Source organism: Acidisarcina polymorpha, from assembly GCF_003330725.1.
Taxonomy (GTDB): domain Bacteria; phylum Acidobacteriota; class Terriglobia; order Terriglobales; family Acidobacteriaceae; genus Acidisarcina; species Acidisarcina polymorpha.
In genome coordinates this window covers 5,870,724-5,893,780 of sequence record NZ_CP030840.1, presented here as the reverse complement: position 1 = coordinate 5,893,780, position 23,057 = coordinate 5,870,724, and the positions used below count along the sequence as shown (strand labels likewise).

General features: G+C 53.3%; 18 protein-coding genes and 1 pseudogene. 15 read left to right on the top strand and 4 right to left on the bottom strand.

Annotated elements, in window-relative coordinates; translation table 11 throughout:
- Positions 1-77 precede the first annotated feature (77 nt).
- From ACPOL_RS25130 to ACPOL_RS25115, 4 genes are all read left to right on the top strand, one after another.
- Positions 78-341 (top strand): hypothetical protein, encoded by a 264-nt coding sequence (locus ACPOL_RS25130; RefSeq protein ID WP_114209486.1) that lies wholly within the window; start codon positions 78-80, stop codon positions 339-341.
- Positions 342-888: 547 nt separating this feature from the next.
- Entirely contained in the window at positions 889-1,899 is a 1,011-nt protein-coding gene (locus ACPOL_RS25125; RefSeq protein WP_114209485.1) for a metallophosphoesterase family protein, read from the top strand.
- On the top strand, positions 1,896-2,660 hold the full coding sequence (locus tag ACPOL_RS25120; protein WP_236657015.1) for a heme-binding domain-containing protein: 765 nt from the start codon (positions 1,896-1,898) through the stop codon (positions 2,658-2,660). Before ACPOL_RS25125 ends, ACPOL_RS25120 begins: the two co-directional genes overlap by 4 nt.
- A gap of 324 nt (positions 2,661-2,984) precedes the next feature.
- Complete coding sequence (locus tag ACPOL_RS25115) at positions 2,985-3,755, top strand: cytochrome P450 (protein ID WP_236657014.1); 771 nt, start codon at positions 2,985-2,987, stop codon at positions 3,753-3,755.
- A 337-nt stretch (positions 3,756-4,092) separates the two neighbouring features.
- Here ACPOL_RS25115 and ACPOL_RS25110 read toward each other — a convergent pair whose 3' ends face one another.
- Both ACPOL_RS25110 and ACPOL_RS36555 read right to left on the bottom strand, forming a co-directional pair.
- On the bottom strand, positions 4,093-5,520 hold the full coding sequence (locus ACPOL_RS25110; protein ID WP_236657013.1) for a tetratricopeptide repeat protein: 1,428 nt from the start codon (positions 5,518-5,520) through the stop codon (positions 4,093-4,095).
- A gap of 252 nt (positions 5,521-5,772) precedes the next feature.
- Positions 5,773-6,075: pseudogene (locus tag ACPOL_RS36555) on the bottom strand (winged helix-turn-helix domain-containing protein); the annotation flags it as partial.
- Positions 6,076-6,326: 251 nt separating this feature from the next.
- On the opposite strand from ACPOL_RS36555, the gene ACPOL_RS25105 reads away from it, so the two are divergent.
- The 11 genes from ACPOL_RS25105 to ACPOL_RS25055 all read left to right on the top strand — a co-directional run bounded on the left by ACPOL_RS25105 (position 6,327) and on the right by ACPOL_RS25055 (position 19,378).
- On the top strand, positions 6,327-6,962 hold the full coding sequence (locus ACPOL_RS25105) for a sigma-70 family RNA polymerase sigma factor (RefSeq protein ID WP_236657012.1): 636 nt from the start codon (positions 6,327-6,329) through the stop codon (positions 6,960-6,962).
- A gap of 431 nt (positions 6,963-7,393) precedes the next feature.
- Positions 7,394-8,509: a hypothetical protein gene (locus ACPOL_RS25100; RefSeq protein ID WP_114209481.1), complete on the top strand. Its 1,116-nt coding sequence runs from the start codon at positions 7,394-7,396 to the stop codon at positions 8,507-8,509.
- 254 nt (positions 8,510-8,763) lie between these two features.
- On the top strand, positions 8,764-8,964 hold the full coding sequence (locus ACPOL_RS25095; protein ID WP_114209480.1) for a response regulator: 201 nt from the start codon (positions 8,764-8,766) through the stop codon (positions 8,962-8,964).
- 389 nt (positions 8,965-9,353) lie between these two features.
- Positions 9,354-9,809, top strand: a complete 456-nt coding sequence (locus ACPOL_RS36550) for an anti-sigma factor family protein (protein WP_114209479.1) — start codon at positions 9,354-9,356, stop codon at positions 9,807-9,809.
- A gap of 647 nt (positions 9,810-10,456) precedes the next feature.
- On the top strand, positions 10,457-11,686 hold the full coding sequence (locus ACPOL_RS25085) for an FAD-dependent oxidoreductase (RefSeq protein WP_114209478.1): 1,230 nt from the start codon (positions 10,457-10,459) through the stop codon (positions 11,684-11,686).
- Between the two features lie 271 nt (positions 11,687-11,957).
- Positions 11,958-12,524, top strand: a complete 567-nt coding sequence (locus tag ACPOL_RS25080) for a hypothetical protein (protein WP_150133131.1) — start codon at positions 11,958-11,960, stop codon at positions 12,522-12,524.
- Positions 12,525-13,412: 888 nt separating this feature from the next.
- Positions 13,413-14,483, top strand: coding sequence for a PNPOx family protein (locus tag ACPOL_RS25075; RefSeq protein WP_114211045.1), 1,071 nt, complete (start codon positions 13,413-13,415; stop codon positions 14,481-14,483).
- Between the two features lie 295 nt (positions 14,484-14,778).
- Positions 14,779-16,026 (top strand): cytochrome P450, encoded by a 1,248-nt coding sequence (locus ACPOL_RS25070; protein ID WP_161557557.1) that lies wholly within the window; start codon positions 14,779-14,781, stop codon positions 16,024-16,026.
- Between the two features lie 114 nt (positions 16,027-16,140).
- Positions 16,141-17,427 (top strand): glycosyltransferase, encoded by a 1,287-nt coding sequence (locus ACPOL_RS25065; RefSeq protein WP_114209475.1) that lies wholly within the window; start codon positions 16,141-16,143, stop codon positions 17,425-17,427.
- Positions 17,428-17,454: 27 nt separating this feature from the next.
- On the top strand, positions 17,455-18,075 hold the full coding sequence (locus tag ACPOL_RS25060; RefSeq protein ID WP_114209474.1) for an acetyltransferase: 621 nt from the start codon (positions 17,455-17,457) through the stop codon (positions 18,073-18,075).
- Positions 18,076-18,172: 97 nt separating this feature from the next.
- Positions 18,173-19,378, top strand: a complete 1,206-nt coding sequence (locus ACPOL_RS25055) for a nucleotide disphospho-sugar-binding domain-containing protein (RefSeq protein WP_161557556.1) — start codon at positions 18,173-18,175, stop codon at positions 19,376-19,378.
- A gap of 164 nt (positions 19,379-19,542) precedes the next feature.
- Here ACPOL_RS25055 and ACPOL_RS25050 read toward each other — a convergent pair whose 3' ends face one another.
- Entirely contained in the window at positions 19,543-20,736 is a 1,194-nt protein-coding gene (locus ACPOL_RS25050) for an acyltransferase family protein (protein WP_161557555.1), read from the bottom strand.
- Between the two features lie 625 nt (positions 20,737-21,361).
- The gene (locus ACPOL_RS25045; RefSeq protein ID WP_150133130.1) at positions 21,362-22,246 is read right to left on the bottom strand and encodes a hypothetical protein; all 885 of its coding nucleotides are present in this window, start codon (positions 22,244-22,246) and stop codon (positions 21,362-21,364) included.
- Positions 22,247-23,057 lie beyond the last annotated feature (811 nt).

Sequence of the window (23,057 nt, the reverse complement as noted above, 5' to 3'; positions counted from 1 at the left end):
ATGAGGTCTCAACCCCAGCATTATCTTGAGACAGCGGTATTGAGGCACACAGGAAAGACAGCCCAGCTCGTGGCAGAATGGGCCAGTTCGCGTTGGTCACGAGCCTTGGCGGGCTGATGTTCTTCTCCGCTCTGCTGCTGCTGCCCGTGTTCAGCCCGCACGCTACGGCAACTGTGACGGCTTCGGCGATCATCGTGATGTTGTTTGTCAGTTCCTCGATCGGTGAGCTCTTGCACCTCTTGCCGGACTTGGGACGAGCCACTGCTTCGCTCTCTCACGCTTGCGATGTTCGATATTATGCAGCAGGCTCCGAGAGTGACGCAGCAGAAGCCGTCTCCTAAGCTCCATTTTGAAAGCATCGAGCTGCGGGAACTCATACACGGGTAAACAACAAACGGCACACACGGATCGCATCCTGCAGATGTGCAATGGACGATTGTCGGCCTGGTCTCCAACGTCAACCATGTTTTGAGGGCTCTGGTGCAAAATAGCGTCGTGCGACTAGCGTGATGTTCACAGGAGAATCTTCCCGTGAGCCCGCTTCGTCGGCGCGTGCTTCCAATGGCGTAACTATTCGCCATCGACCATTCCCACCTATTTCGGTGCGGTTCCGGCAGCTTGCTGAGCACTTCCACCGCTTGCCCCGCACGTTAGGTCCGGAGCATCTGCGACGTTCCCAGATGTTTCTCTTGCAGAAGAAGAAGCTCCAGCCCAACACCATCAGGAAGAATAAAGCTCAAGGAAGGTGAATGTCCTCGTCATCCTGAGCACTCAGTCGGGGAACATCACTGCTCTAGAGCGAGAGGAGGCAGATCAATCGATCGGATTTTTGCTATTGCCAAGAATAAAAAGAGGAGGAACCAGTTATCTGACACAGAGGTATTAACGATGAAGAAAAACGATGGAAAGCACGAGAACCAGGCAGAGACGGCGCTCCAGACAAATGAACTGGTCGTGGCAGAAGATGGCATCGACCGGCGCAACTTTCTGCAGTGCATGGCGTGGGCAGGTACGGGGCTGATCTGGTCGATGGTTGCAGGCGTACCGACTTCGAAGGTGTTGGCGGACTCTACGAGCACAGCCAAGAAAAATATAGTTGAGGATTTCTCCTTTGTGCAGATCAGCGACAGTCATATTGGCTTCAATAAAGCGGCTAATCAGAATGTGACCAACACGCTGAAAATCGCTATCGATAAGATCAACGCCGGGCACGCGGGGGCGAAGCGACCTGAGTTCATGATTCATACCGGCGATATTACTCAAAGCTCAAAGCCAGCGGAGTTCGATACCGCCGCAGAGGTAATCAAGGACGCAAAGGTGGGGCAGGTATTTTATGTGCCTGGAGAACATGATTTCTCGCTTGACGATGGCGAACAGTACAAGCAGCGGTTTGGCAAAGGGACGCTGGGAAGCGGCTGGTACAGCCATGACTACAAGGGAGTCCACTTTGTGGGGTTGAACAATTGTGTCCAGGTGGATGCAATGGGCAACCTGGGCCCAGACCAGTTGGATTGGCTGAAATCCGATTTAGGCGGGCTCAGCGCCTCGACACCGGTAGTGGTGTTTGCCCACATCCCGCTGTGGATGGTTTATCAGAAATGGGGTTGGGGGACGCAAGATGGGGCGACCGCGCTGGGCTACATGAAGCGTTTTGGATCGGTCACGGTCTTGAACGGCCACATACATCAGATCGTGCAGAAGGTCGAGGGCAATGTCAGCTTTCATACGGCTATGTCGACGGCATTCCCGCAGCCTGCGCCAGGAACTGCGGCGGGCCCAGGTCCCATGGCAGTTCCCGCTGGCAAGCTAGAGAGCGTACTTGGGGTAACTAATGTCAACGTCGTTCGTGGACATAATCACCTCGCGGTTGTCGACTCTTCGCTGGCGGAGGCGGTGTGAGGCGCGTCTGGTTGGTTGCGGCGCTTCTCGTAGCCTCGATGACGGGCCTGGGGTATGTCCATCCGTTTGGCAATCCTCATGTAGAGGAGGCGCAAGGACGGGGCAGGCTGCTCGAGGGCGCCAACCTGTCGCCTGCTGCAAAGGGGGTGCTGGTGAGTAAATGCGCGGATTGCCACTCGAGTGAAACGCATTGGCCAGTCTACGCCCGCGTTGCTCCGGGATCCTGGCTGATCGAACGAGATGTCGTCGAGGCGCACAAGCACATGGATCTCTCTCGATGGGAGTTGTTGTCGGTGGAGCAGCAGCAAGTGCTGTTTGCCAAGATCAGCAGTGAGGCAAAGAGTGGGGACATGCCGCCGCTTCAATACCTGGCACTTCACTGGGGCGCCAAGCTTACCCAGGCTGACGTGGAAGCGTTATCGAAGTTAGGCAAGAATGCAGGTAACACCGAGGCGACGCTGACTGGGGCTGGGAATGCTACACGGGGCAAGATGGTATTCGACAAGCGCTGCACAGGTTGCCACTCCATGGAGATCAATGAGGAGGGGCCAAAACTGGCTGGAGTTTATGGAAGAAAGGCCGGAACCGTGCCGGGGTTTGACTACTCCCAAGGATTGAAGAATTCGGGACTGACCTGGAACGAAGCCACTCTGGATAAGTGGTTGAGCGGTCCAGATTCGGTAATACCGGATGCCAAGATGGACTTCTATGTACCCAAGGCTGAGGAGCGGCGGGATCTGATCGCCTACTTTAAACAATGAAAGCAAGGCTGCGCGATGCCGATAAAACCAAGCAATCCACTTATACCGAGCTGGAGCCAGGATCAACTCGACTGTCCATCTTCGCCCGAGACCGAAGCTGCTTATTTCGATCCCCTGCTGAACGCATGGGTTCTCAGCAAGTACTCTGATGTTCTCGCAGCCTTTCGTACATCGAGTCTTGTGCTGAGTAGCCCTCGTCTGGGGAAAACGATTGAGCTGCCGGACGATCGCGAGCGAGCAAGGATACGAGTAGAAGCCCTAGAGTCACTTTCCCCAGTGCCATTAAGGAGGTGGAGAGATAAATTAAATCGCGAGGTCTATGAGGTGGCCGACGGTTTATCAACCGAAAAACCAGTCGATCTGATGGATGATTACGCACGGCCGCTTTGTCTCTCTTTAGCAGCGATGACGACCGGAATCTCCCGGGACGATGGCGCCCGTCTCTATGAAGGCGCCCGACACGTTTCAGCCGCTGCCGCCGAGCCTTACGACCACGCTCTGCGCGCCTCTGCCAAGGCCGCCAACGCAGAGATACGAAGGTACATTCCCTCCAGCCCCGAGCGCCTAGATAGCTCCGGATTCGTCGCTCTCTCACAAACCCTGCCTTGTCTGTTGGGAAATGCCTGGTTCGCTCTAATCCAATATCCGCTGCAATGGACCGAACTGCATCAACAACCCGCACTTATAGAGCAAGCTATAGAGGAGTTGCTGCGATACTCTGGGCTTGCCCGCACCGTCACAAGAATAGCTACGGCGGATATCGATCTGAATGGTTGCTTAATTCGTAAGGGGGAGCAGGTCATCCTGAGGATCATCGCCGCAAACCGCGATCCCGACCGTTTTCCCCAACCTAATCAGGTCGATATCCATCGAAATGAAGGAGCACATTTCACTCTAGGGTCGGGCTCACACTCATGCGTAGCAGCCGGCTTGATTCGCATGGCGGCTGCCACGATTACCCGTCCCCTGCTGGAACGGTTTGGGGCGCCAACTCTAGTCTCCCCGGTCGAGTGGCAGGGCGGTTCGGGTTTTCGCTTCCCAAGGTCTTTGTGGGTTCGCTTGCCGAGAGCTCCGCAGGATGAGGCTCGCATTTGAGAAGACGATGGACAGGTGTTAGCCGTCTTGTATGAGAAACCTAGGAGCGTCCTGGGTTCCATTTCTACCAGACTTTGAAGAATTCAAGACCCGCCTTACCCTCAGAAGCCTCGCCTTCTGCTTGTACCAACCTTCCCAGCTCCGACTCATTTGAATGCGCGAAAGAAATCGTACGTCATGCCCTCCACTGAACATGTGGACGTGGCACGAGCGATGCACCATCGCCGCCCGCGCGGCGCGGCTTTAAGCGCATGACGGAAGCTACTGCATGACTATGAAAAATGGAGCAGATGCTCTCGCTTCAGCATCCATCCCACCTAAATGGTGTAATGGTCACTCAACCGGGCAAGCCAACGCGCTGCACAAGGTGTTGAAAGCGCGGCTCCGAACGGATGGGATCGAACGCCGGCCGTATCAGCACACCAGGGTTAAATCGTTCCAGGTAGCCTTTTTCAAGCCAATTCATTGCTTCATCCACATTTCCGAGCGACACATAAATGGCGGCAATCTCCGAAGCATACGAATACCGGGCCGTCGAACTACCCTTCAGGTCGTTCAGCAGCTTTATCGCTTCGTTCCTCTTGCCGGATAAACTATATGCTCGAGCGAGATTAGCGATGCACGTCGGGCTACCTCCAGAAAGCTCAACCGCTTTTTGCAGTTCTTCGATTGCTTGGTCCGACATGTGTTTTTGAAGGTACGCCTGGCCTAACTGATTATGTGCCATAGCAAAGTTGGGGTCCAGATCGATTGTCTTATGGCTTTGTTCTATCGCTTTGTCATAAGAGTGTGAAAGGACAAGAAGCTCTGCCAAATCCGAGTTAATAATGAGAGATAACGGATCCAAGCTTCTCGCCTTATTCATTTCGGCAATCGCCTGGTCATACTGGCCCAACAGAGCCAGGTGCCAAGCAAACCAATGGTGAGCAGTTGCGTATCCCGGATTGAGCTCAATGGCCTGTTGGAATTGCTTTCCGCTGGAATCGAAATTCCAGTCAAAGCCGTCCAGCACAAATGCAAGCGAGTTGTGTGCTTCCCCGAGCGTGTTGTCCAGATTCACAGCTTTGAACGCTGCGGCCTTGGCTTTAGGATAGGCTTCTTTAGGGGTCATCACTGCATATTGCCAGTCCCCCAGCAAGGCATAAGTGTCGGCTAATCCGGAATAGGCCCTAGCATCGTTCGGATCTTCTGCGATCGCCTGATTAAAATAATGAAGGGCAGCCTCTAAACCTTCTGCTGTGCGCTTACTCCAAAAGTATCGGCCTTTGAGATAAGACTCGTAAGCTTGCGGATTGACAACCGTTGCGCTAGTCAGCTCAACTTTTTCGCGCGGTGTTAAGCTGATTTGAATTTGCTCGGCAATGGCTCTTGCGACCCGGTCCTGTAGCGCTAAGGTGTCTCGCAACTCACTCTCATAGCTTTGCGACCAGATGTGCTTGTCAGTAGAGGCGTCGATCAACTGCGCTGTGATGCGAATATGGTCGCCGGCACGAACCACGCTGCCTTCTACTACCGCGTCCACGTTCAACTCACGAGCGATTTGGGGCAGCGACTTATGAGAACCCTTGTATCCCATTGTTGAGGTGCGGGAGATTACCCGTAAAGCACTGATCTGCGCCAGGTCAGTGATCAACTCGTCTGTCATCCCATCAGAAAAGTAGTTCTGTGCGGCATCACCAGACAGATTCTCTAGCGGGAGCACCGCCAAAGACCGTATGACTGCGGGCTTATGGTAGCGGGAAAGGAAGAACAAGACGGCAAGCATCGTCAAACTCAGTGCGGCCGCGAGCGCTATGAGCACTCGACTGGTCGGTGGCCGTCGGGTCCTGGGTGGGACAGACAACTCAGCGCTTTGAAGCTGAGGCGAGGGTTCACTTATGGGCAGAACGGCTACCCCGTTGCCGTTATGCTGATACCCGATCTCGGATTCAGCAGACGCATCCGTGGATGCTAGTTCCGGCGTTCGTCTCCTGCCATCCCCGTCGACGAAAGAGACGTCCGCGATGAAACGATACCCGCGCCTCGGGAGAGTCTCGATATATCGCGGATTTTCAGCGGAGTCCCCTAAAGCGCTCCGAAGTTTCGCGATAGCTATGTTAACCGCCTGGTCGGCATCGCCAAAGCTCTCGGTCGGCCAGACCCGGCTGCGAAGTTCCTCCCTGGTGACGAGCTCTCCGGGATGTTCCAACAAGACCTCCAGCAGTTTGAGCGGCTGCTGTTGGACCCTGATTCTGACACCCGCTCTCCGCACCTCGCCCGACTGTAGAGAAAACTCAAAGGTACCGAACCGCACGAGGAAGTGTTGCCGCGATGGTTCCATATTGGTGCTTTTCCTGCTGAGTTTATCACTTTGACAAGTCGAGGTTTCGTAAATATGCAAGGAGAAGTCTCCGCCCCTATCCCCTACACAGCCACGCCAGCAAACCGTTGCCAAGGATATGTTCAGAGGTAACTGCCTTAACAATGAGCCATTTGACAGGCAATATACAGGATAGGAGGGGAAAAGCCTGGGTAAATTGATGCCTTGCGGCTAAGGGTGCACTTTTGAGGTGTGACCCGAGGAGCAGGCAATTGAGACCGTTTGGCTTTAGGCTACCGGGTGTGGTCCACTTCGGGCCTTCATCCTCGCAGGACGATGGATCGTTGGCCGGGTTCGAAGAATTGGCCATTCCTTTGTTCGATTCCCTTTACAACTTCGCGCGATGGCTTGCACAGAATCAGAACGATGCCGAGGATCTCGTTCAAGAGACCTACCTGAAAGCAATGCGCGGCTACAAGTCGTTTGAACCTGGCACCAATTTCCGGGCATGGATATTCCAAATTCTGAAAAACACATTTCTTGGTTCCTGCTCAAAACTTGAGCGGCGCATGACCCTTGCACTAGACCCCGAGAAGGATCTGCCGACAACGTCCGCCACTCCGGAGTCGTTCCTCATCAGGCATTCCGACATCGATGCTGTTCGAGGTGCAATCGAGCGGCTGCCCGCCATCCTTCGAGACGTCATTTTGCTCTGTGACGTTGAGGATGCGTCTTACCGGGAAATTGCGGACACATTGTCGATCCCAATCGGAACCGTTATGTCACGCCTGGCCAGAGCCCGGAAAATGGTTCGGGAGTCACTTCGGAGTACTCACGGTTCACTTCAATCGAGAAAGTCAGCCGGTACGGCGGCACTTAAAGAGAGGGCACATCGTCAACTGAAATGAGGGGCTTTTACAGACGAGCAGCGGAGGGGAGAAATCAAACAAGTGTAGTACGCATCGATCACCAATGAGCGATCGATAATGAGCTCCCTGCTAGGAAGTCCGTGTGCTTCTGTTTCCTACACACGGCGACTCGCCCGACGAGCAGATTAGTATAGAAGCCCCTCTCGAATTTGTTAATAAATATGGGATCATCACGACAGCCTCCCCCCGGAATGTGGCAAAGCTTTTGGAGGGATCGTATTTCTAGTCACCATAAGCGGCGCTTAGTCGATTCCTGTATTCTGCATCGGAGATCGATCGTTTGTCTGCGACCACCGCAAGCACCGTCACCGGTAAACCCTGTCGGCTCGAGACAAATTGTTGGGATAACTCGATAAGGACAGAATAAAAACGCCTGCATCTAGTTTCATTAGCTAGAAAGGCAGGCAGGAATGCAAAACTCACGGGACAATATCAAGCGTTCACTCGACCGCCGCTCTTTTATGAAGAGCGGTCTTCTGGCGGGAGGTGCAGCGACAATCGGCACGGGCTTGTTGGCAAATGGAACGGCGGCAGCAGCACAGGAATGGGGAGAGAACCGAAGGCTCGATGCCGGCGATGTCGCTATTCTTAGGTTCCTGGCGGCGGCAGAACTCATAGAGTCGGACCTCTGGGTACAATATGCGGAGTTAGGTGGTCTGAACTCGGGGATTCCGCTTGAGGTCGACCCAAATCAACCGCTGAACAGCTACCAGGCCGCGCTTCAGAATCTTGATGGCGACGCTACTCAATACATCACCAGTAACACCCTCGACGAGATTAGTCACGCTACCTTCTTAAACGGATATTTGGAATCGAATGGCGCAGACCCGGTCAATTTCGACGAGTTTCTCACTCTCCAAGGGAGCCGGGCCACGGGGGCGCAAAATATCGGTCGTCTCACGAACCTCATGCATCTCAATGTCGACACAAGCTGGTTCACTCGCTACCGAAGCGCGAAGAACCCTGATTTTGGAGCAACTTTCCCCCAGGCGCTCAAGATCACCGATCGCCGCGCTATTCCTGTCGACGATGCTGACCTGAACGGCTCTGCCGCCCATCTTCAGGTGATCGCGAATACCGCTGCTTTTCACTTTGGCTATATTGAACAGGGTGGATCGAGCCTCTACGCAGCAATGAACCAAAAAGCGAAGCATCCGGAAGTGATTCGAATTACGCTTGGCATCGGCGGAGATGAGATCGCTCACTTTCTGGAGTGGGTCGATTTTGCAGGCAATGCAGTCCAGGCACCTGTGGCGCCGGTAACAGACGAAGGATTGACGTTTCCTGATTTTTTCCATCCGCTTAACCCGCAAACCCAGCCCAGCTTGATATTTCCGGTACCTTGCGATTTCATAAGACCTAATCTTCCCAAATGTTCCGTGATCCGCCCACTCAGTGACGAGTTTGGGGGCGCCGTAGCCACAATCGCCAGCTTTACGGCGGATGGGCTATTCGTCGGTCAAAGTAAGAAATTTTTGCGAACACTAAATGAACTAGCCGTCGCGGCCGACGCAGCTACCAGGTAACGGTGGCACGTGCTATCTGATCCGCTCCTGTCAGGCTTGGTACTCTGCTCTAAGCGGAGACGAGTACCAAGCTTGCGATGCTGCTAGAGCCGCCGCACATTCAGGCTGGTCTGCGGGACGCCAATAACCCTATGTTGCCGAGGTCTGCCAAGGAAGGGAAAACGAAAACAGAGCAGTCAAACCGAATTGCCTTAATCTGCCGTTGAAAACGGCCTGCAATCGGCGATCGACTTGTCAGGAAAGATAGGTGTGCAATGAAACGTGACCATCTTTTCTCCTCGGCCGGATACGAGGTCGATCTCGTCCCAGATGGCTTGGCTGGTCTGGAGATGCTTGCCCGAAAACGGTTTTCAGCAGTGATAGTCGACCTGCAGATCCCGGAACCTGCGGGTTACGGGCTATGCAAGAGAATTGCGACCTCGATCTCGGGTCTCTCCCTGGTGGTTCTTGGCTAGAGCTCGCACGTCGACGGAAAGGTTCGTCTCCTGGAAGCTGGGGCCGACGATTACTTGACGTGCCGTTCAGTTTGCGAGAACTTGTTACACGAATGCGAGGATTGATAAGATGTGCGGCGAGTTCTGGTTTTTGAGCTTGTATGTCGAGGAGGCCGCACGTTCTCAAAGCGCGAGTAGAGGTGTGTACCCCATGCCGCCGACATCTCACCTTGTTGTCAAATTACGTCTTCGTCTCCGCCTCGACCCTGGCCGAGATCTAAACTACTCTAGCCTTCCTTGAACCAAGGAGGATCAAGTCTGCCTAGAGACAGAAGCCTTCTCCAGGCAGACTCTGATGCCACTTAAATAGATGTTAGATCCAAAGGTCTGCGCGAGACGCTTATAAAGTCATGGTTTCTGTCAAGACAAGTGTAGTTGTAATAATTAACGGTCCGCAGTTGATTCTGCAAAGAGTGGGTGCGACAGCAATGCAATCTGTAAACAAAGTGAGTGCCTGCGCCGGGTTTGAAGCGAGCATCCAGTGTTACGTCGACGGCGAGCTCACCGGGGAGGAATGTGTGGATGTTCTGTCTCACGTAGAGAATTGTTCAGGGTGCAGCCGCGCGTTGCATGATACGGAGGCTCTTTCTCTCCTAGTCCGTAATGGTCGGCCTTCAGTCAGGGTACGTAACGCTCTGCGAGAAGCTGTGATACAGGCAGTACAGCGTGCAGAACCTACCTTAAGTGAGTGGCGGTTCGCGGCGAACCGAACGTCGCCGTTTAAGTCGAAGCCCACAACAGGAAGCCTGAGCGCCTTGAAGAATGGCAGTTTTAGAGTGAGAAGTCTATTCAGCATTGTGCCTTGATCCGCGACGCGTAAGACGGCAACCAAGCCGCTCTCGCCAGGTTGGTACATACCTGTTATCTGTTGCGTCCCGGCCCGCGTTCCGGCTCAACGCATCTGAGAGCGACGCTCTGGCTTTTTAGCAAAGGCGTTTTATGGTTCACAAGAAGCTGGATGGCCCTCGGTTCGATTGCTCACTTGCTACCCGGGAGTTACGGCATAATCGCGATCGTCTGCCTGGTCAGCCAACGTAGGAAGGAGGTTTGTAAAAGAAGGGCGGACTAGAGATCAACGACAATCCATTGCGGGATCAACCGTCGACAGACAGGCAATACTCCGAGTAAACGGCATTAAGACCATGAGTTGAGTACTTACGTCCTACCGGCCCTCCGGAGAGGGACGGGGCACGCGTGCATGGCATCCGACTTGAAGCATTCGCAGGCTCTTGAACGGCGAAGAGCGAGCGCAATCCTTAATATCGCCGATGGGTCGGTAAAGATCCTTTGTTTCGGGCCAGGCTGATACCGTATCTTGCTACACACCGCCTCTTAACAACTATGCACCGCGTGTTATCCGCTAAGACGATATCTCGGCCCGACGCGGCCCAGGCATTGCGACAGACCGAAGTAGAACAGGCTCACTAAGATCCGCCTTGTGGAAGGAAGCATCATGAAGGTCATTATCATTGGAGCCGGCGTCGGCGGATCTTGTCTCGCGCACGGTCTGTTGCGAAGCGGGATTGAGGTAAAGGTTTTTGAGCGCAATGCTAGGGATTTACTTGAGCTTCCAGGATATGGAATTCACATCAACCCCTTTGGTCAACAGGCATTGTATGAATGTCTTCCAAAGGCCAACTGGAGGACATTCCTTCAGAAGAGCGTTCGGGTTGGTGGACAAAACCGGTTCTTCGATGAGAAGCTGCGGATTCTGGCGGACGTCAGAGGGTCACACCTGATAGACGGGAAATTGATCGACGAAAGCCTCATGTCGATCAGCCGGGTAGAACTGCACAGGATATTGTTGCAGGGCCTTTCCCACGTGGGCGTCCCCGCGGACATCGTGAGTTGGGGGAAAGTCTTCGATCGCTACGAAGTGCGAGCCGACGGGAAAGTAGGGGTATCTTTCCAAGATGGCACGCAAGAGACAACCGATGTCCTGGTGGGGGCTGACGGAAGTGATTCACTCGTGCGGAAGCAGTTGCTACCCGGTGTCGAGAAAGTCAGCACGAAAGTATCCTTAATCGTCGGAAGAACCCACCTTGGCTGGGCTGACTCCTTACCGGGCATTATGCTTGATGGGTCGCCCAATACCGTGGTCTCCCGCGCAACTGGCTCGATGTTCCTAGCATTGTCGAGGGCACCTGTCGACATCAAAGTTCCCTCCATCGAAGTTGAAGTCGCGCCGTTTGTTGTTTGGGCTTATACGGTGGCTGATGGCACTCTTCCACCGGACGTGGAAGTGTATTCCTCAAGGCAGTTGCTCGATTTAGCATTGGAGCGCTCGCAGCACTTGCACGGCCGCCTTTGGGTGACAATGTCCAATAGCGAACTTGAAAGTGTTTTCCTCGTTCCTTTAAAGGCTATGCCTGAACCTCCCCTGTGGGACTCGAGCGTCGTCACCCTGATCGGCAATGCGGTGCGCAACACGACGCCGGTCTTCGGTATAGGAGCCAATGCCGCCCTGCGAGACGCCCAGCTTTTATGTAGATCGCTCTTAACCGTAGCGAAAGGGCGGGGCAACCTGACACAGGCTATATCGAAGTACGAAAGAGAGATGCGCCTCTATGCCAGCGAAGATGTGATGCAATCCCTCCTCATTCCCAAAAAACGCCGTCAACCCTTTTCACTTCCAGCGACTCCTTTTCTGCACTCTGTTCATGACCGCCGAGGTATTTCCTAAGTTCAAGTCCACGATATTTCCTCCTGGAAGGTAAATTACTGAATCTATGCAACGCTTAGATCTGCGAGAAATTCACGATCATCCGGCATGTCCCAACTTTCTGAGAGACTTGGTGACCGACGGGTTACAGTCGCTGTGGAACTTTGGGAACTTCTATAAGCCGATTCTCGGCCGATTACTTGGAAGCATTAATCGCGCCGGAACTTCTAAGGTACTGGATCTTTGCTCGGGTGGGGGCGGTCCATGGTTGCGGTTAGCCCGGGAGCCTGCAGTGAAGAAGGTTTCCGCAATATCAGTCAGATTGACCGACAAGTATCCAAATTTGCGAGCTTTCCAGCGGGCCAGTGCGGTCTCGACCCTGCTATCTTTTGAGGACCGTTCAACAGATGCCACGATGATTCCAGCGGATCTGGAAGGCTTCCAAACAATCTTTTCCTCGTTTCATCATTTTGGTAGTGGTCAGGCCAAAATGATACTTGAAAACGCCATGAAACAACGGCGAGGGATTGCAGTGTTCGAAGTTGCCCGCCGCTCCCCGCGAACCCTGCTCGCCGTCTGTTGCATCCCTGCGCTTACATGGTTGCTGGCTCCGACCATACGACCTTTTTCCTGGTCACGATTGCTCTGGACCTACCTTATCCCGGTTGTCCCGTTTGTACTGTGGTACGACGGGGTAATTTCATGTTTCCGTGTCTACTCCACGAAAGAAGTTGAGAACATGTTGCAACCGTTGAAGCGTAGCGGCTATCAATGGCACATGGGAGAGGACCGAAGTGGGTTTCTTCCAGTGAGCTATGTTCTCGGCTATCCGGTCCTCGAATCCATTGATCCTGCATAGCGCTTTTCGATCAAGCGTTAAAGCTGAAGAAGCTGGAAATCGTCTGCGCATAGGTTCGCCGAGAACTCTAACAACAGAGCCGATCGACGGTTCTATGCCTTCTACTGCTCCGATCGGCGGGGCTTCTTCACGTTTTAAAATCCGACTTGTCTTCTCGTCGGTCGATCTGTCTCTTTCAGTTGTGCCAGTTCTTCGGAGGTCGGGGCAAGAGTGTTCGGCTGGTTACCTGGTTATCAGCCTCTTCCTATCGATCGCCTTGCTACACCTACCAGGCAAGTCCTAGGGCGAGCTTATAGCTTTCGCTGCAGGAATATTGCGCCGCCGGATGGAACATCAGCCAACCATGTCTCCGGATCTAATAAGGTGCCCGCTACTTAGCGGTGAACGATCGTGTGCGAGGTAGGTCATCGGCTCGAGGCGAATTTCTTGGAATAACTCGAGATGGATAGAATAAAAATGCCTGTGTCTAGTTTCACTAGATAGAAAGGCAGGCAAGAATGCGAAACTCACGGGACAACATCAAGCGTTCACTTGATCGCCGCCGCTCTTTTATGAAGAGCGGCCTTCTGGTCGGAGGCGCAGCGACGCTCGGCACTAAATGGAATAGTCGGCGACAACAGGCGTGACGTCCGCAAATGCCAACGATGAGATGGTCAGCGTGCGCGTGAAGGCGTTATATCAAGAGTGAGTGCAAGTCTATCTGGAGGCCGAGCGGCCCACAATCGAGCGCCTAAACCGTCCTTGTCTGTAATCCATCGCTACTAGACGTGGCGTGTGGGTGATCACCTCCGAGATAAGAGCGGGGCATCATCAAAGATCGCCGAGATAGTCATGGACATAATCAGTTGTCTTAGGCAAAGCCTCATCGTGCACCCGACGGAAACGTCTATGTCACTAAAGAAGCACCTGCTGAAACGGATGAAAAAAGCAGTACTTGGCGGAGAGCAACTGCCGAACCGGTTCTTTCTAGCGCAAACGGCATCACAGCAGGAAGTCGTGGTGTGGCTCCTCGGGGTAGGTAGGCCCATCGACGTTACCACGCGCCACTGCCAGGCGTCCGGATTGCCGTTTACCATCTGCATCGAATTCGCGCAGGGCCAGGCACCCGATGAAAGCCACTGCCAGCTACTTAAGCTGCGTTTGTGCGAAAACGGCGGTGCCCATCGTGTCCTCAGTGAGGTCGACCTTGATTATCAGGATAGGCTGGAATGCGGTGGGTCGGAGTTTCTACTCTTTCGTTCCAGCAGGTGTGTCAATTACTGTCTTCCCACGGTAAGGCTTTGGAGCAATCGCCTGTGGTATACACTTGTTACCTCCCGCAGGGCAAACAAGATCCGAGTTCCCGCTGGGCAGATGAACGCCATGTCGGCCCTGTTTTGCTGCCCGCGCCCCGTCTCTCTCCTCAGCGTCGCGGATGAGGAGGGCAACGGGAATATTTTTCCCCTGAACGTGATGGGTGAACTCAACCGCAGTTACTTCGGCTTCTGCCTCAAGCACAATTATTTGCCCGAAAGGTTCGTCCAACAAACCAGGCGTGTCGCGCTCAGCAGTGTTCCCATGAAGCAAGGCCCTATCGCATATTTCTTAGGCTCCAATCATAACCGGCCTACCATCGATTGGAAGGAGCTTCCCTTTCCCACGCGTCCGTCCCAAATCTTCAAAATTCCGGTGCCTCTGTTTGCGTGCAGAGTGCGCGAGCTACAGGTCGAGCGGGTTCACCGGCTCGGCTATCATACGTTTTTTCTGGCTCGCGTCCTGTCCGATGAGGGAGTGACAGACGTACCGGAACTCTGCGTCGCACACGGTTTCTACCAAGATTGGCGCATCAGGAATCTGGGAATTGACAGACTGCAGTCTACCGCAGAAGACTTTTACGTGCGCTCTCCCATATCGAGAGAAGTCGCGGAGCGCATCTCAGCTCAGCTTGCATCTTGCGCCGATTTGAGAACGCCACTCTGATTCGAACGCCTGTCTATCCGGCGACGCCGAGACAATCGGTTCAAGTCCTAATTGCCACAACGTTGCACACGTCCGGCCTAGTTGCCTGAGTAAGGGCGAAGCTGCCTCGATAAATGATGTGACCTTAAATTGGTGTATACGCCTAAGAACCTCTGTGACCGCGCCCGCTGACTGACCAGAGCTCGCGAGATAGGCCCTCGGGGAGGCGGGATGCATTTTGCAAATGTACCGTGTCGCGCGGCGATGGTGGCGTTCGGTACGCCAGGTTTATGTAAAGACAGTTAGGAGTTCAAGGATGGACACAAACCAACAACAGCTCTCAGTCAATCTCGATCCGTTTTCTCTGTCAAACATCCAGGAGCCATATCCGTACTTCACCCGTCTTCGGAAACACCATCCGGTATATTGGCGGGCCGAAAACCAGTTCTGGATGCTGTCCCGATATAAAGATGTTAAAGCCGCGCTGCAATTACCGGCACTCTTCAGGTCCGGTACCGGTCCGGAGATATTGAGACGCGCCGAAGCTCTTCCCGCCACTACTGCGAACGCATTCAACGTCTGCTACAAATTTTGGTTTACCACAATCCTCGCGACAGATCCTCCGCAGCATACTACCCAACGCATCGCCATAACGAAGGCCTTCACAGCTGACGTCATAGCAGACATGCGCAAGGCTATCGAAAACCGAGTGGTGCAATTGCTGGACGCCATCGAGGAGGAAGGCGAAATCGACTTTGTGCGCAGCTTCGCTCATCCGCTTCCCTCCGGGGTCATATTTGACATACTAGGCATCCCTGAGGAGTCTCATGACACTATTCGGCAGATGTCCATGTGGCTCACGCGATTTCCTGGGGCGGTTCTACATGGAGACCAGCAGATGATCGAGAACATCGCAGAGCGGGTTCGCGCGGCAGAGCTTGTACTCAAGAGCATCATTGCGCTGCGCAGGAAGAGCCCTTCGAAAGACCTCATTTCGCGTTTGGTCAATGAGCCTGACCCCGAAGCGAGGATGTCGCCCGACGAAATCATGGTGCAGGTTAGCTTCCTGCTGTTTGCCGGACATGAAACTACAACGAACCTGCTTTCGGGAGCCATGCGGCACTTGCTTCAACAGCGCTCTCTGTGGGTCGAGTTGCTAGACACGCCGGAGTTGCTGGGAAATGCCGTCAACGAACTCCTGCGCTTCGTTAGCCCCGTTCTATGGGTTACCAGGTTGCTCTCAGGCGACCATGACATCGATGGAATTGTATTGAAAAGTGGAACCCGTGTGCAACTCGGCTTAGGCGCCGCAAACCACGACCCAGAACAGTATTCCTCACCGGAGACGCTCCACCTGAGAAGGGAGAACCCTTCCTCTTTAGCATTCGGATATGGACCACATTATTGCATCGGCGCTTCCCTGGCAAAGCTTGAAATACAGATATCGTTGGCATCTCTTTTACAGCGGTTCCCTAACATTGAGTTGAACACAACGACATTCGATTATCAGCCCGCCTATTGGATGCGGTCACTCAAATCGCTTCCCGTTCGCATAGATGGCTAACCTTCTGGCAAGAGTTAGATACGCCTTGAGCAAACTAACTATCGATTCAAGGACCAGGAAAATACCACCCCGTCTAAAACGGCCCAACGCGCACGAGCAGTTTCGAGAAGAACTATGAGAATCGCGTTCTATATGCTGCCGCTCTACAGCCATGTGTCCGTACTGCTTTCTGTCGCGCGGCAGATGCACCTTCTCGGTCATGAGGTTATTGTCCTTGGTCTTTGTGATCTCCAGGCTAGAGTTACACAAGAAGAAGGCATGCTCTTCTTCCCCATGTGTGAAGAAGAATATCCTCCGGGGTCGATTGCCTCTATCTTTGCCCCCCTTCGCTCCATGTCAGGCCAGGCTGGTACCGAGTTCAGTATTGATCTGCTAAGTGACTTGTGCAAAGCTGTGCTCCGAGATGGCCCCAGAGTTCTTCGCCAGAGTCGTGCTCAAGCGCTAGTAATCGATTTCTCGGCCAAAGGAATGGAAGCTGTAGCCCTATCGATGGGTATTCCTTACGTGCAGGTCTCGAACGCACTTCACAGTGACTACTCTGGCTATACACCTTTTTGGAGCTATGATTGGCCACCAGACACAACAAAGGAGGCTATTGAGCGGAATCGCTCGGGACTATATCGCTTTGCTCAGAAAGCCGCTCCAATGCAGGCGATGATCAAGCACTTCCTCACCGATGCTGGCGTCACGGTGAACTGGAATGACCCTCACGCTCTAACATCGAGGCTTGCTTGGCTCACCCAGTTACCATCGGAGTTAGATTTTCCGAATCCCTATTGGCCAGAGCAGCTCATCCATGTCGGCCCACTCTGCGAGCCATCGGCAACTGACCACGCGGATTTTCCATGGCATCTTCTGACGGGGGAGCCGCTCATTTATGTGTCCTTCGGCACGTTGCAAAATGGCCTTCTGCCTCTTTACCAAATGATTGTGCAGCTCGCACGAGCGAAGACATGTCAGATAGTTCTGACAACGGGCGGATCAGCGCAGCAGGATAAGTCTGAAGACGTACCCGGTAATTTGATCTTGGTAAAGTCTGCCCCTCAACTGGAACTTCTTCAACGAGCAAGACTTTGTATTACTCATGGAGGAGTAAATACAGTCTTGGAAGCTCTGCAGTACGGAGTGCCACTTGTTGTCCTTCCGATCACGAACGATCAGCCAGGAGTCGCCGCGCGGGTTGCACACGCAGAAGTGGGCGTCTTCTGCCGTGCCGAGGAAATAACGTTACCGGTTCTTTCGCGGCTAGTCGACGAAGTGCTAAACAACCCGAAATACCGCATGAATGCGATCCTAATGCAGACCGCCTTGGATCGGAAACAGAGTCTCGCGCATGCCGGAAGAATTATCGATCGGGCATTCGCTTCGATAAGCACAGGTATAGCAAACCCGATTAAATAGTGCACCGATTCAAAAGGAATCTGAACAATGACTAGACTTTCACTCCGATTCGCTACTCCCAAAGATTACAGCTCCATCATCGCTTTGCAGCGAACCCGCTATATAAACAATCTATCCGAATCAGAGCGGCGAAAAGGATTCCTCTCCGTCGAGATGACGCTCCAAGACATAGACACTTACGCAAACGATCTGGGGATCGTGATCGCCTGTGAAGATACCGACTTGCTGGGCTATTTTTGCGTCTCTCGCACGCGTCATTGGATGGGCAACTCTATCATCAACGCGTTACTCTCCTCCCTCCATAGAAGCTTCGAAGATAACGGTATCGTAGATCCCGGCCTGGAGACGTGTCTATTTGGACCAGTGTGCCTCTCGGGCAAGGCACGCGGCAAGAATGTCTTTCAGAGACTGCATGCAGTCGCGTGTCGCGCTGCCTCTCGTGAGTTTGCGTTTGCAATCAGCTTTATTGCTGCCAATAACGTTCCGTCGATAACTGCCGCACGGGGAGTTGATACGCATCCAGCGGCTCAGTTTTCCATGGAGCAGGGCAAGTATCACTCCTACTTTATAGACCTTAGCTTATACCGCGCGCCATTATCGCTCGGCCCTGAACACCATCAGAGTGAATCATCGGCTAACCTGTCGTGACCGACGTTCGCCACTCCACTTCTAGTAGCAGCATCAAGGATTATTGACAATGAGATTCGCCGTCTATACAGTACCCGCATCAAGTCATATGAGAGTGATGTCTGGACTCGCCAGGGAGCTCGACTCGCTTGGTCATACAGTATGCGCAATCGGTTTAGAAGACCAGGAACCATGGTTTCGCGCGGCCGGAATCGAGTTTGTATCGGCGTGTATCCAGGACTTTCCACACGGCGAAGTCGAGCGACGCTATCACCCTATCCGCACGATGTTTGGTTTAGATGTCGTTCGTGAGGCAGCGTCCGTCGCGTGTGATGTAGGCATTGGGGTTCTCAAGGACGGGGAAAGAGCTGTTCGAGTAAGCAGGGCCGACGCGCTAATTCTCGACTCCTGTGCCCGAGGATTTGAAATGGTTGCGATGAATCTAGGTATTCCATTTGCCCACCTCTCTGCTCAGGTTCATGAAGACTACAGTGGAGGAACCCCCCCTTGTTACTTCGATTGGGGACCGGACGCTAGCATGGAAGCGATTGCAAGGAACAAAGCAGGTGTTCGGTCGCTCCTGCAACTTGCCGGCCCTGGTCGAGCTGCAGCTCTTAAATACCTTAGCGAAAGGGGCATAACGCCCGATCTCTCCACGGCCTATCCGTTTCTTTCGAAACAGGCATGGATTACTCAAGTACCTAAAGAATTCGATTTCGCCAGCCCGCTTTGGCCCGAGCAACTATTCCATGCGGGGCTCATCAGCCCACCTGAGGTCAGTACCACGACTGAATTCCCTTGGGAAAGGCTCACGGGCGATCCATTCATTTACGTAACGATGGGAACTATGCTGAATGGTTCAGCGGAACGGCTACGGCTCGTGGTACAAGCTGCTCAAGCAAAGGGCAGGCAAGTAGTCGTTTCTACGGGACCATATCTTCAGCCGGATGATCTCGGAGAGCTGGCGGAAAACACGATCACCGTATCGTATGCACCGCAAATAGATCTCCTCAAACTAGCTGATCTATGTATCACCCACGGGGGCCTGAACACAGTACTGGAATCCCTCTACCACGGGGTGCCTCTCGTTGTCCTTCCTATTGGCTTTGATCAGCCGGGGGTGGCGGCAAGAGTCGCCCACTTCGGAGTGGGCAGATTTCTAAATACTCAGACACCTGATCGAGATGTACTTGCCGCAATGATAGAGGAAGTGTTGGGCGATCCATCTTATAGGAATGCGGCTCGAAGAATGCAAGAGAAGATTGCATGGCAGAATGGAGCTCAACGCGCAGCGAGACATCTACATGATGTAATGCAGCGTTAGCAGGCACGAGTATTCACCAAAAGACGATCGGTGAATGAGATGTATCGCGCCTCAGCACATCTCTAAACCTGGCTCAGCGCGCCAGGTGTCTATGCTGCGTCGGCTTCCAGCTTTGTCGCGAGCACGTCTGGAAGGCGACGCAGCCAAGTCTCGTGTCTATGTAGCTAAGTTACGGTGGGACATTCGACCGTCGCGCCAGTGGTGCGATGTCGGGTGCCATTCAACAGCTTACCTATGAGCGTATAGCGCACAAAGAGATGATAACTTGCCAGGCTGAGCACGGTGGTGGCCGAGATGACTAAAATAAACTTTAGTATCACAGGCATATGGAAGAATAACAAAGCTATCTGCAGCCAGATCACGAGAGGGTAGTGGACCAGATATACCCAGTAGGAGGCGTCGGCGAAATAGCGCACATGAGGGCTGCCGCCGTTCCAATAGCGGTTCCCTATACCAATAAGCCCGATGATTAAGCACCAACAAATAATCGCGGTCATGGCGATCAGGGGAATGTGAACTCGAGGCTCGTGCCGGAGCAAGCCGTGCAATCTAAATGCTATCGGGCCCAACACGAACGCGATCGTTAGGTGAGTTACGGCATGCTGCTGTAACCGTAATAATAAATCGATCTCGGCAAATAAGTACCAACCGAACGCGAAAAAATATCCATAGGTGGCAAGATCTATGATCGTCGGCAACCAGCCCTCGGGAGCTCCGAAAGATGCGATGGGCGAGACATATAGAAGTGCACAGGTAGGCACGGCTAAAATGAATGCTCGCCATCGCGAATTTGTTACTGCCCGGAAGCTCATCGTGATTGGTTGTTGCAGCCGGGTTCTGAGCTGAGACGGCGTGAGAATCAAAATAGCGAGGCAGAGAAGGTAAGAACAGTACAAGTAATAGAGAAACCACAGGTGCATTGTGTAGGACTGGGACAGAAATAACCCAGAGCTGAAATAATGCGATACCTCTACCCAGGGGTGCGGATCACGCACGTGGATCCCATACTGGACGCCAATGATAGTCGGCAGGTAGAGCGCCAGCCATCCGATGGCAAAAGGCAGCAGGATCCTCTTGGTGCGGTGATAAAGGAAACCCGCCGCTCCTAGACGTTCGTAGAGGAGGTGTGCGAAGAAACCTGCCAAAACAAAGAATAGAAGCATCCGAAAAACATGTATAGCAAAGACGATGGCATCCCAAAATATAGGATGCGTAGTCGGGTCGTTCACCGGCCACATGCGAATTCCAGTGTACGGCAGGACTCCATGTAATACGATGCCGAGGAACATCATCCCCGCACGAAGACTATCGAGCGAGTGGAACCTAGGCGTGGTGCTTGGGTAACGATGTAGGTTCAACGCATTATCTCCAATTGTTAGCTCCTCCTGTAGACGATTGGAGCGTCTGGAAAGTACGACAGTTGTCAACTTATTCGTTTGTTGCAACAAGTCCCGGATCTCCGGAGGGGCTACAACCAACCAACGCTCTCTGTGGTCAGATATTCCACCGTGGTGACAAAATAAATTCCGGAGGGAAGCAGGTGCGGCAATTCTCATCTATTATGGCTCGAAGCAGATCGATTGCTTCAACCAAAAGCGTTGCTTGCAATCAGGCGACGGACTATGGCTTTGCCCCGATGACTGTTCTTTCGATTCGCCACACGCGGTGTTGCTGCAAAGTGTGAAACGTGGTCGGCGTTGCAAAGCTAACACGTCAGTTAGCTTCCAGTAGTAGCCGTGGTTTGGCTCGTTTGCTTTGCCAGGTTTAGGGAGGGGCTGGACATCGATGAGAGAACGCGATCGGAAGCGGATTGAGGTGTTGAGTGCGCGCCCGTACTCTAGGACAGGGAGGAAGCCATCTGAAGGGATGGCATCCTCCACTAATCCAGGATGATTTCGGTACGGAAGTTGACACACAACCACCTGTTTATTCACAATGACCCACTACCAGTTATTCGCAGAGCGACTCCTTCCGATCGATGCGCTACAACGTGGGTGTTCCAACAACGGCCTCTGTTGCGTAAGTGGAGCTATTACTACAGGTACCTACAACGTAGCCGGAGTTCTTTATGTGGGTGAAATTGCACGCATATTGTCCAGGAACGGCAATCTGAGTGTACGTAGTGCCGTCAAAATAGAAGGGAAGTTCGGCATTGCTAGTGTCATAGTGCCCCACGATGTGGCCGTCGGCGTTGATGGAGTTGGGCACAGTGTTAATTGCCCCTGGAAAGGTCAGCTTAGTAAGCGTGCCATCCTTGAGCATGAAACCTATGGAAGTTCCGCCGCGGCTTGTTGTGTAACTGCCCACAATGACGCCGTTATCATTGATGTCATTAATTGTTGTGCTATAGCTGCCAGGGACCTGGTAGGCCTTATAGGTCCCATCTTCAAGCACGAACCCGTTTAGTGCCCCACTCTCCGTCGTGTAATTTCCAACGATAGTCCCTGAAGAGTTGATACTTAGCGGAGTTGTCAGTGTATTGGGGAATGGAACCGCAATTGTGGTTAGCTCGCCGGAGCTCGTCAAAAGAAAGCCATCGACGTAGCCTTCCGGCAGTCTGCCGACTCCGACCAACTTACCTTGGCCATTGATTGAGTTTATTACTGTGTATGGCGAAGCCGAGCCTTGCTGCGGCAGCGCGATTGTAGTGTACTTGCCACCGACCTCGGAAAATCCCCAGGCAGCTGTGGTCGTGGTATACCATCCCACTAGTTCTCCAGTGGGTGATAAATCTGTTCCTGATATGACAGGCGCATTGGGGGACGGATCACGAAAGTAGTTAAACGAATACTTTTGCGCCTGTGCTGCTGCACCTGCGACAAGTAGTGCTCCGACGATGGCTGTACTTCTCGCGAACCTCTTCAACATATTGACTCTCCATTGGGTGTATGGAATCGGTGATCGGTTTTAGGTAGACTGAGAGCAAAACAGAACAGCAAAGCGAACATAACTACAGCTTGTTGATCAGTTGTCACGAACTTGTCTCCCGTCCACGTAATCGCAAGATTCGGACAATATCCAGCTACTTATAGCAAGTCGACGTTGCACCGATCGGACCGTGCTTGAGGATGCTGACGTTGCCGCGTTGACCCGGTCGGTGGAAGCGCTCAAGATGATGCGGTAGCCTTGGCGACATGCTGCCGACCGCAGCGAAAATTACCAAGCTCTTCGATCGAAACCGTCCCACATCTTCGACATCGCGTTGAGGTCCAGAAGTTCAGAAAGGTGCGCTTCGAAGTATTTGGGTAGGCTCGCGAGGCGGTAATCGGAAATGCGCTTTTTGGCGAGCGACTGACGCCATTCAAACCTTTGGTTGCGCCAAGCAACAGATATGCTGATATCCACTCTCCGCCGCCTGAGCGTAAAATCTGGGCTCCACTTCGGGGGCTGACATCGCGGAGAACGCAAAGTCACTGAGGACCGAATCATTTTTGCAAGTGGTGTGACTTCGCTGGCCCTTGAGCTGTGAGTTTCCGTAATAGCTAGTTGCTCCGGACTAGATCGGAAATCGAGGAACAGACCCATGGTTGTCTCAGAGTCGAGGGACAGGATTATCGCGGCGGACGCATCCCGGCCTGCTTGGACTTTACGCTCTGGTTTCCAGAGGCGGAATTATCCACCAAGGTCCCGCTGCAGGCAGAGCTACGGAGCGGTTTTCAACGCGTTTGCAGTGGCAGCC

Bases quoted from the DNA above. Each gene is read 5' to 3' on its own strand.
- ACPOL_RS25130 (WP_114209486.1), top strand. From the start codon at position 78: ATGGGCCAGTTCGCGTTGGTCACGAGCCTTGGCGGGCTGATGTTCTTC.
- ACPOL_RS25125 (WP_114209485.1), top strand. From the start codon at position 889: ATGAAGAAAAACGATGGAAAGCACGAGAACCAGGCAGAGACGGCGCTC.
- ACPOL_RS25110 (WP_236657013.1), bottom strand. From the start codon at position 5,520: ATGCTTGCCGTCTTGTTCTTCCTTTCCCGCTACCATAAGCCCGCAGTC.
- ACPOL_RS25100 (WP_114209481.1), top strand. From the start codon at position 7,394: ATGCAAAACTCACGGGACAATATCAAGCGTTCACTCGACCGCCGCTCT.
- ACPOL_RS25095 (WP_114209480.1), top strand. From the start codon at position 8,764: ATGAAACGTGACCATCTTTTCTCCTCGGCCGGATACGAGGTCGATCTC.
- ACPOL_RS36550 (WP_114209479.1), top strand. From the start codon at position 9,354: ATGGTTTCTGTCAAGACAAGTGTAGTTGTAATAATTAACGGTCCGCAG.
- ACPOL_RS25085 (WP_114209478.1), top strand. From the start codon at position 10,457: ATGAAGGTCATTATCATTGGAGCCGGCGTCGGCGGATCTTGTCTCGCG.
- ACPOL_RS25075 (WP_114211045.1), top strand. From the start codon at position 13,413: ATGTCACTAAAGAAGCACCTGCTGAAACGGATGAAAAAAGCAGTACTT.
- ACPOL_RS25070 (WP_161557557.1), top strand. From the start codon at position 14,779: ATGGACACAAACCAACAACAGCTCTCAGTCAATCTCGATCCGTTTTCT.
- ACPOL_RS25065 (WP_114209475.1), top strand. From the start codon at position 16,141: ATGAGAATCGCGTTCTATATGCTGCCGCTCTACAGCCATGTGTCCGTA.
- ACPOL_RS25060 (WP_114209474.1), top strand. From the start codon at position 17,455: ATGACTAGACTTTCACTCCGATTCGCTACTCCCAAAGATTACAGCTCC.
- ACPOL_RS25055 (WP_161557556.1), top strand. From the start codon at position 18,173: ATGTCTGGACTCGCCAGGGAGCTCGACTCGCTTGGTCATACAGTATGC.
- ACPOL_RS25045 (WP_150133130.1), bottom strand. From the start codon at position 22,246: ATGTTGAAGAGGTTCGCGAGAAGTACAGCCATCGTCGGAGCACTACTT.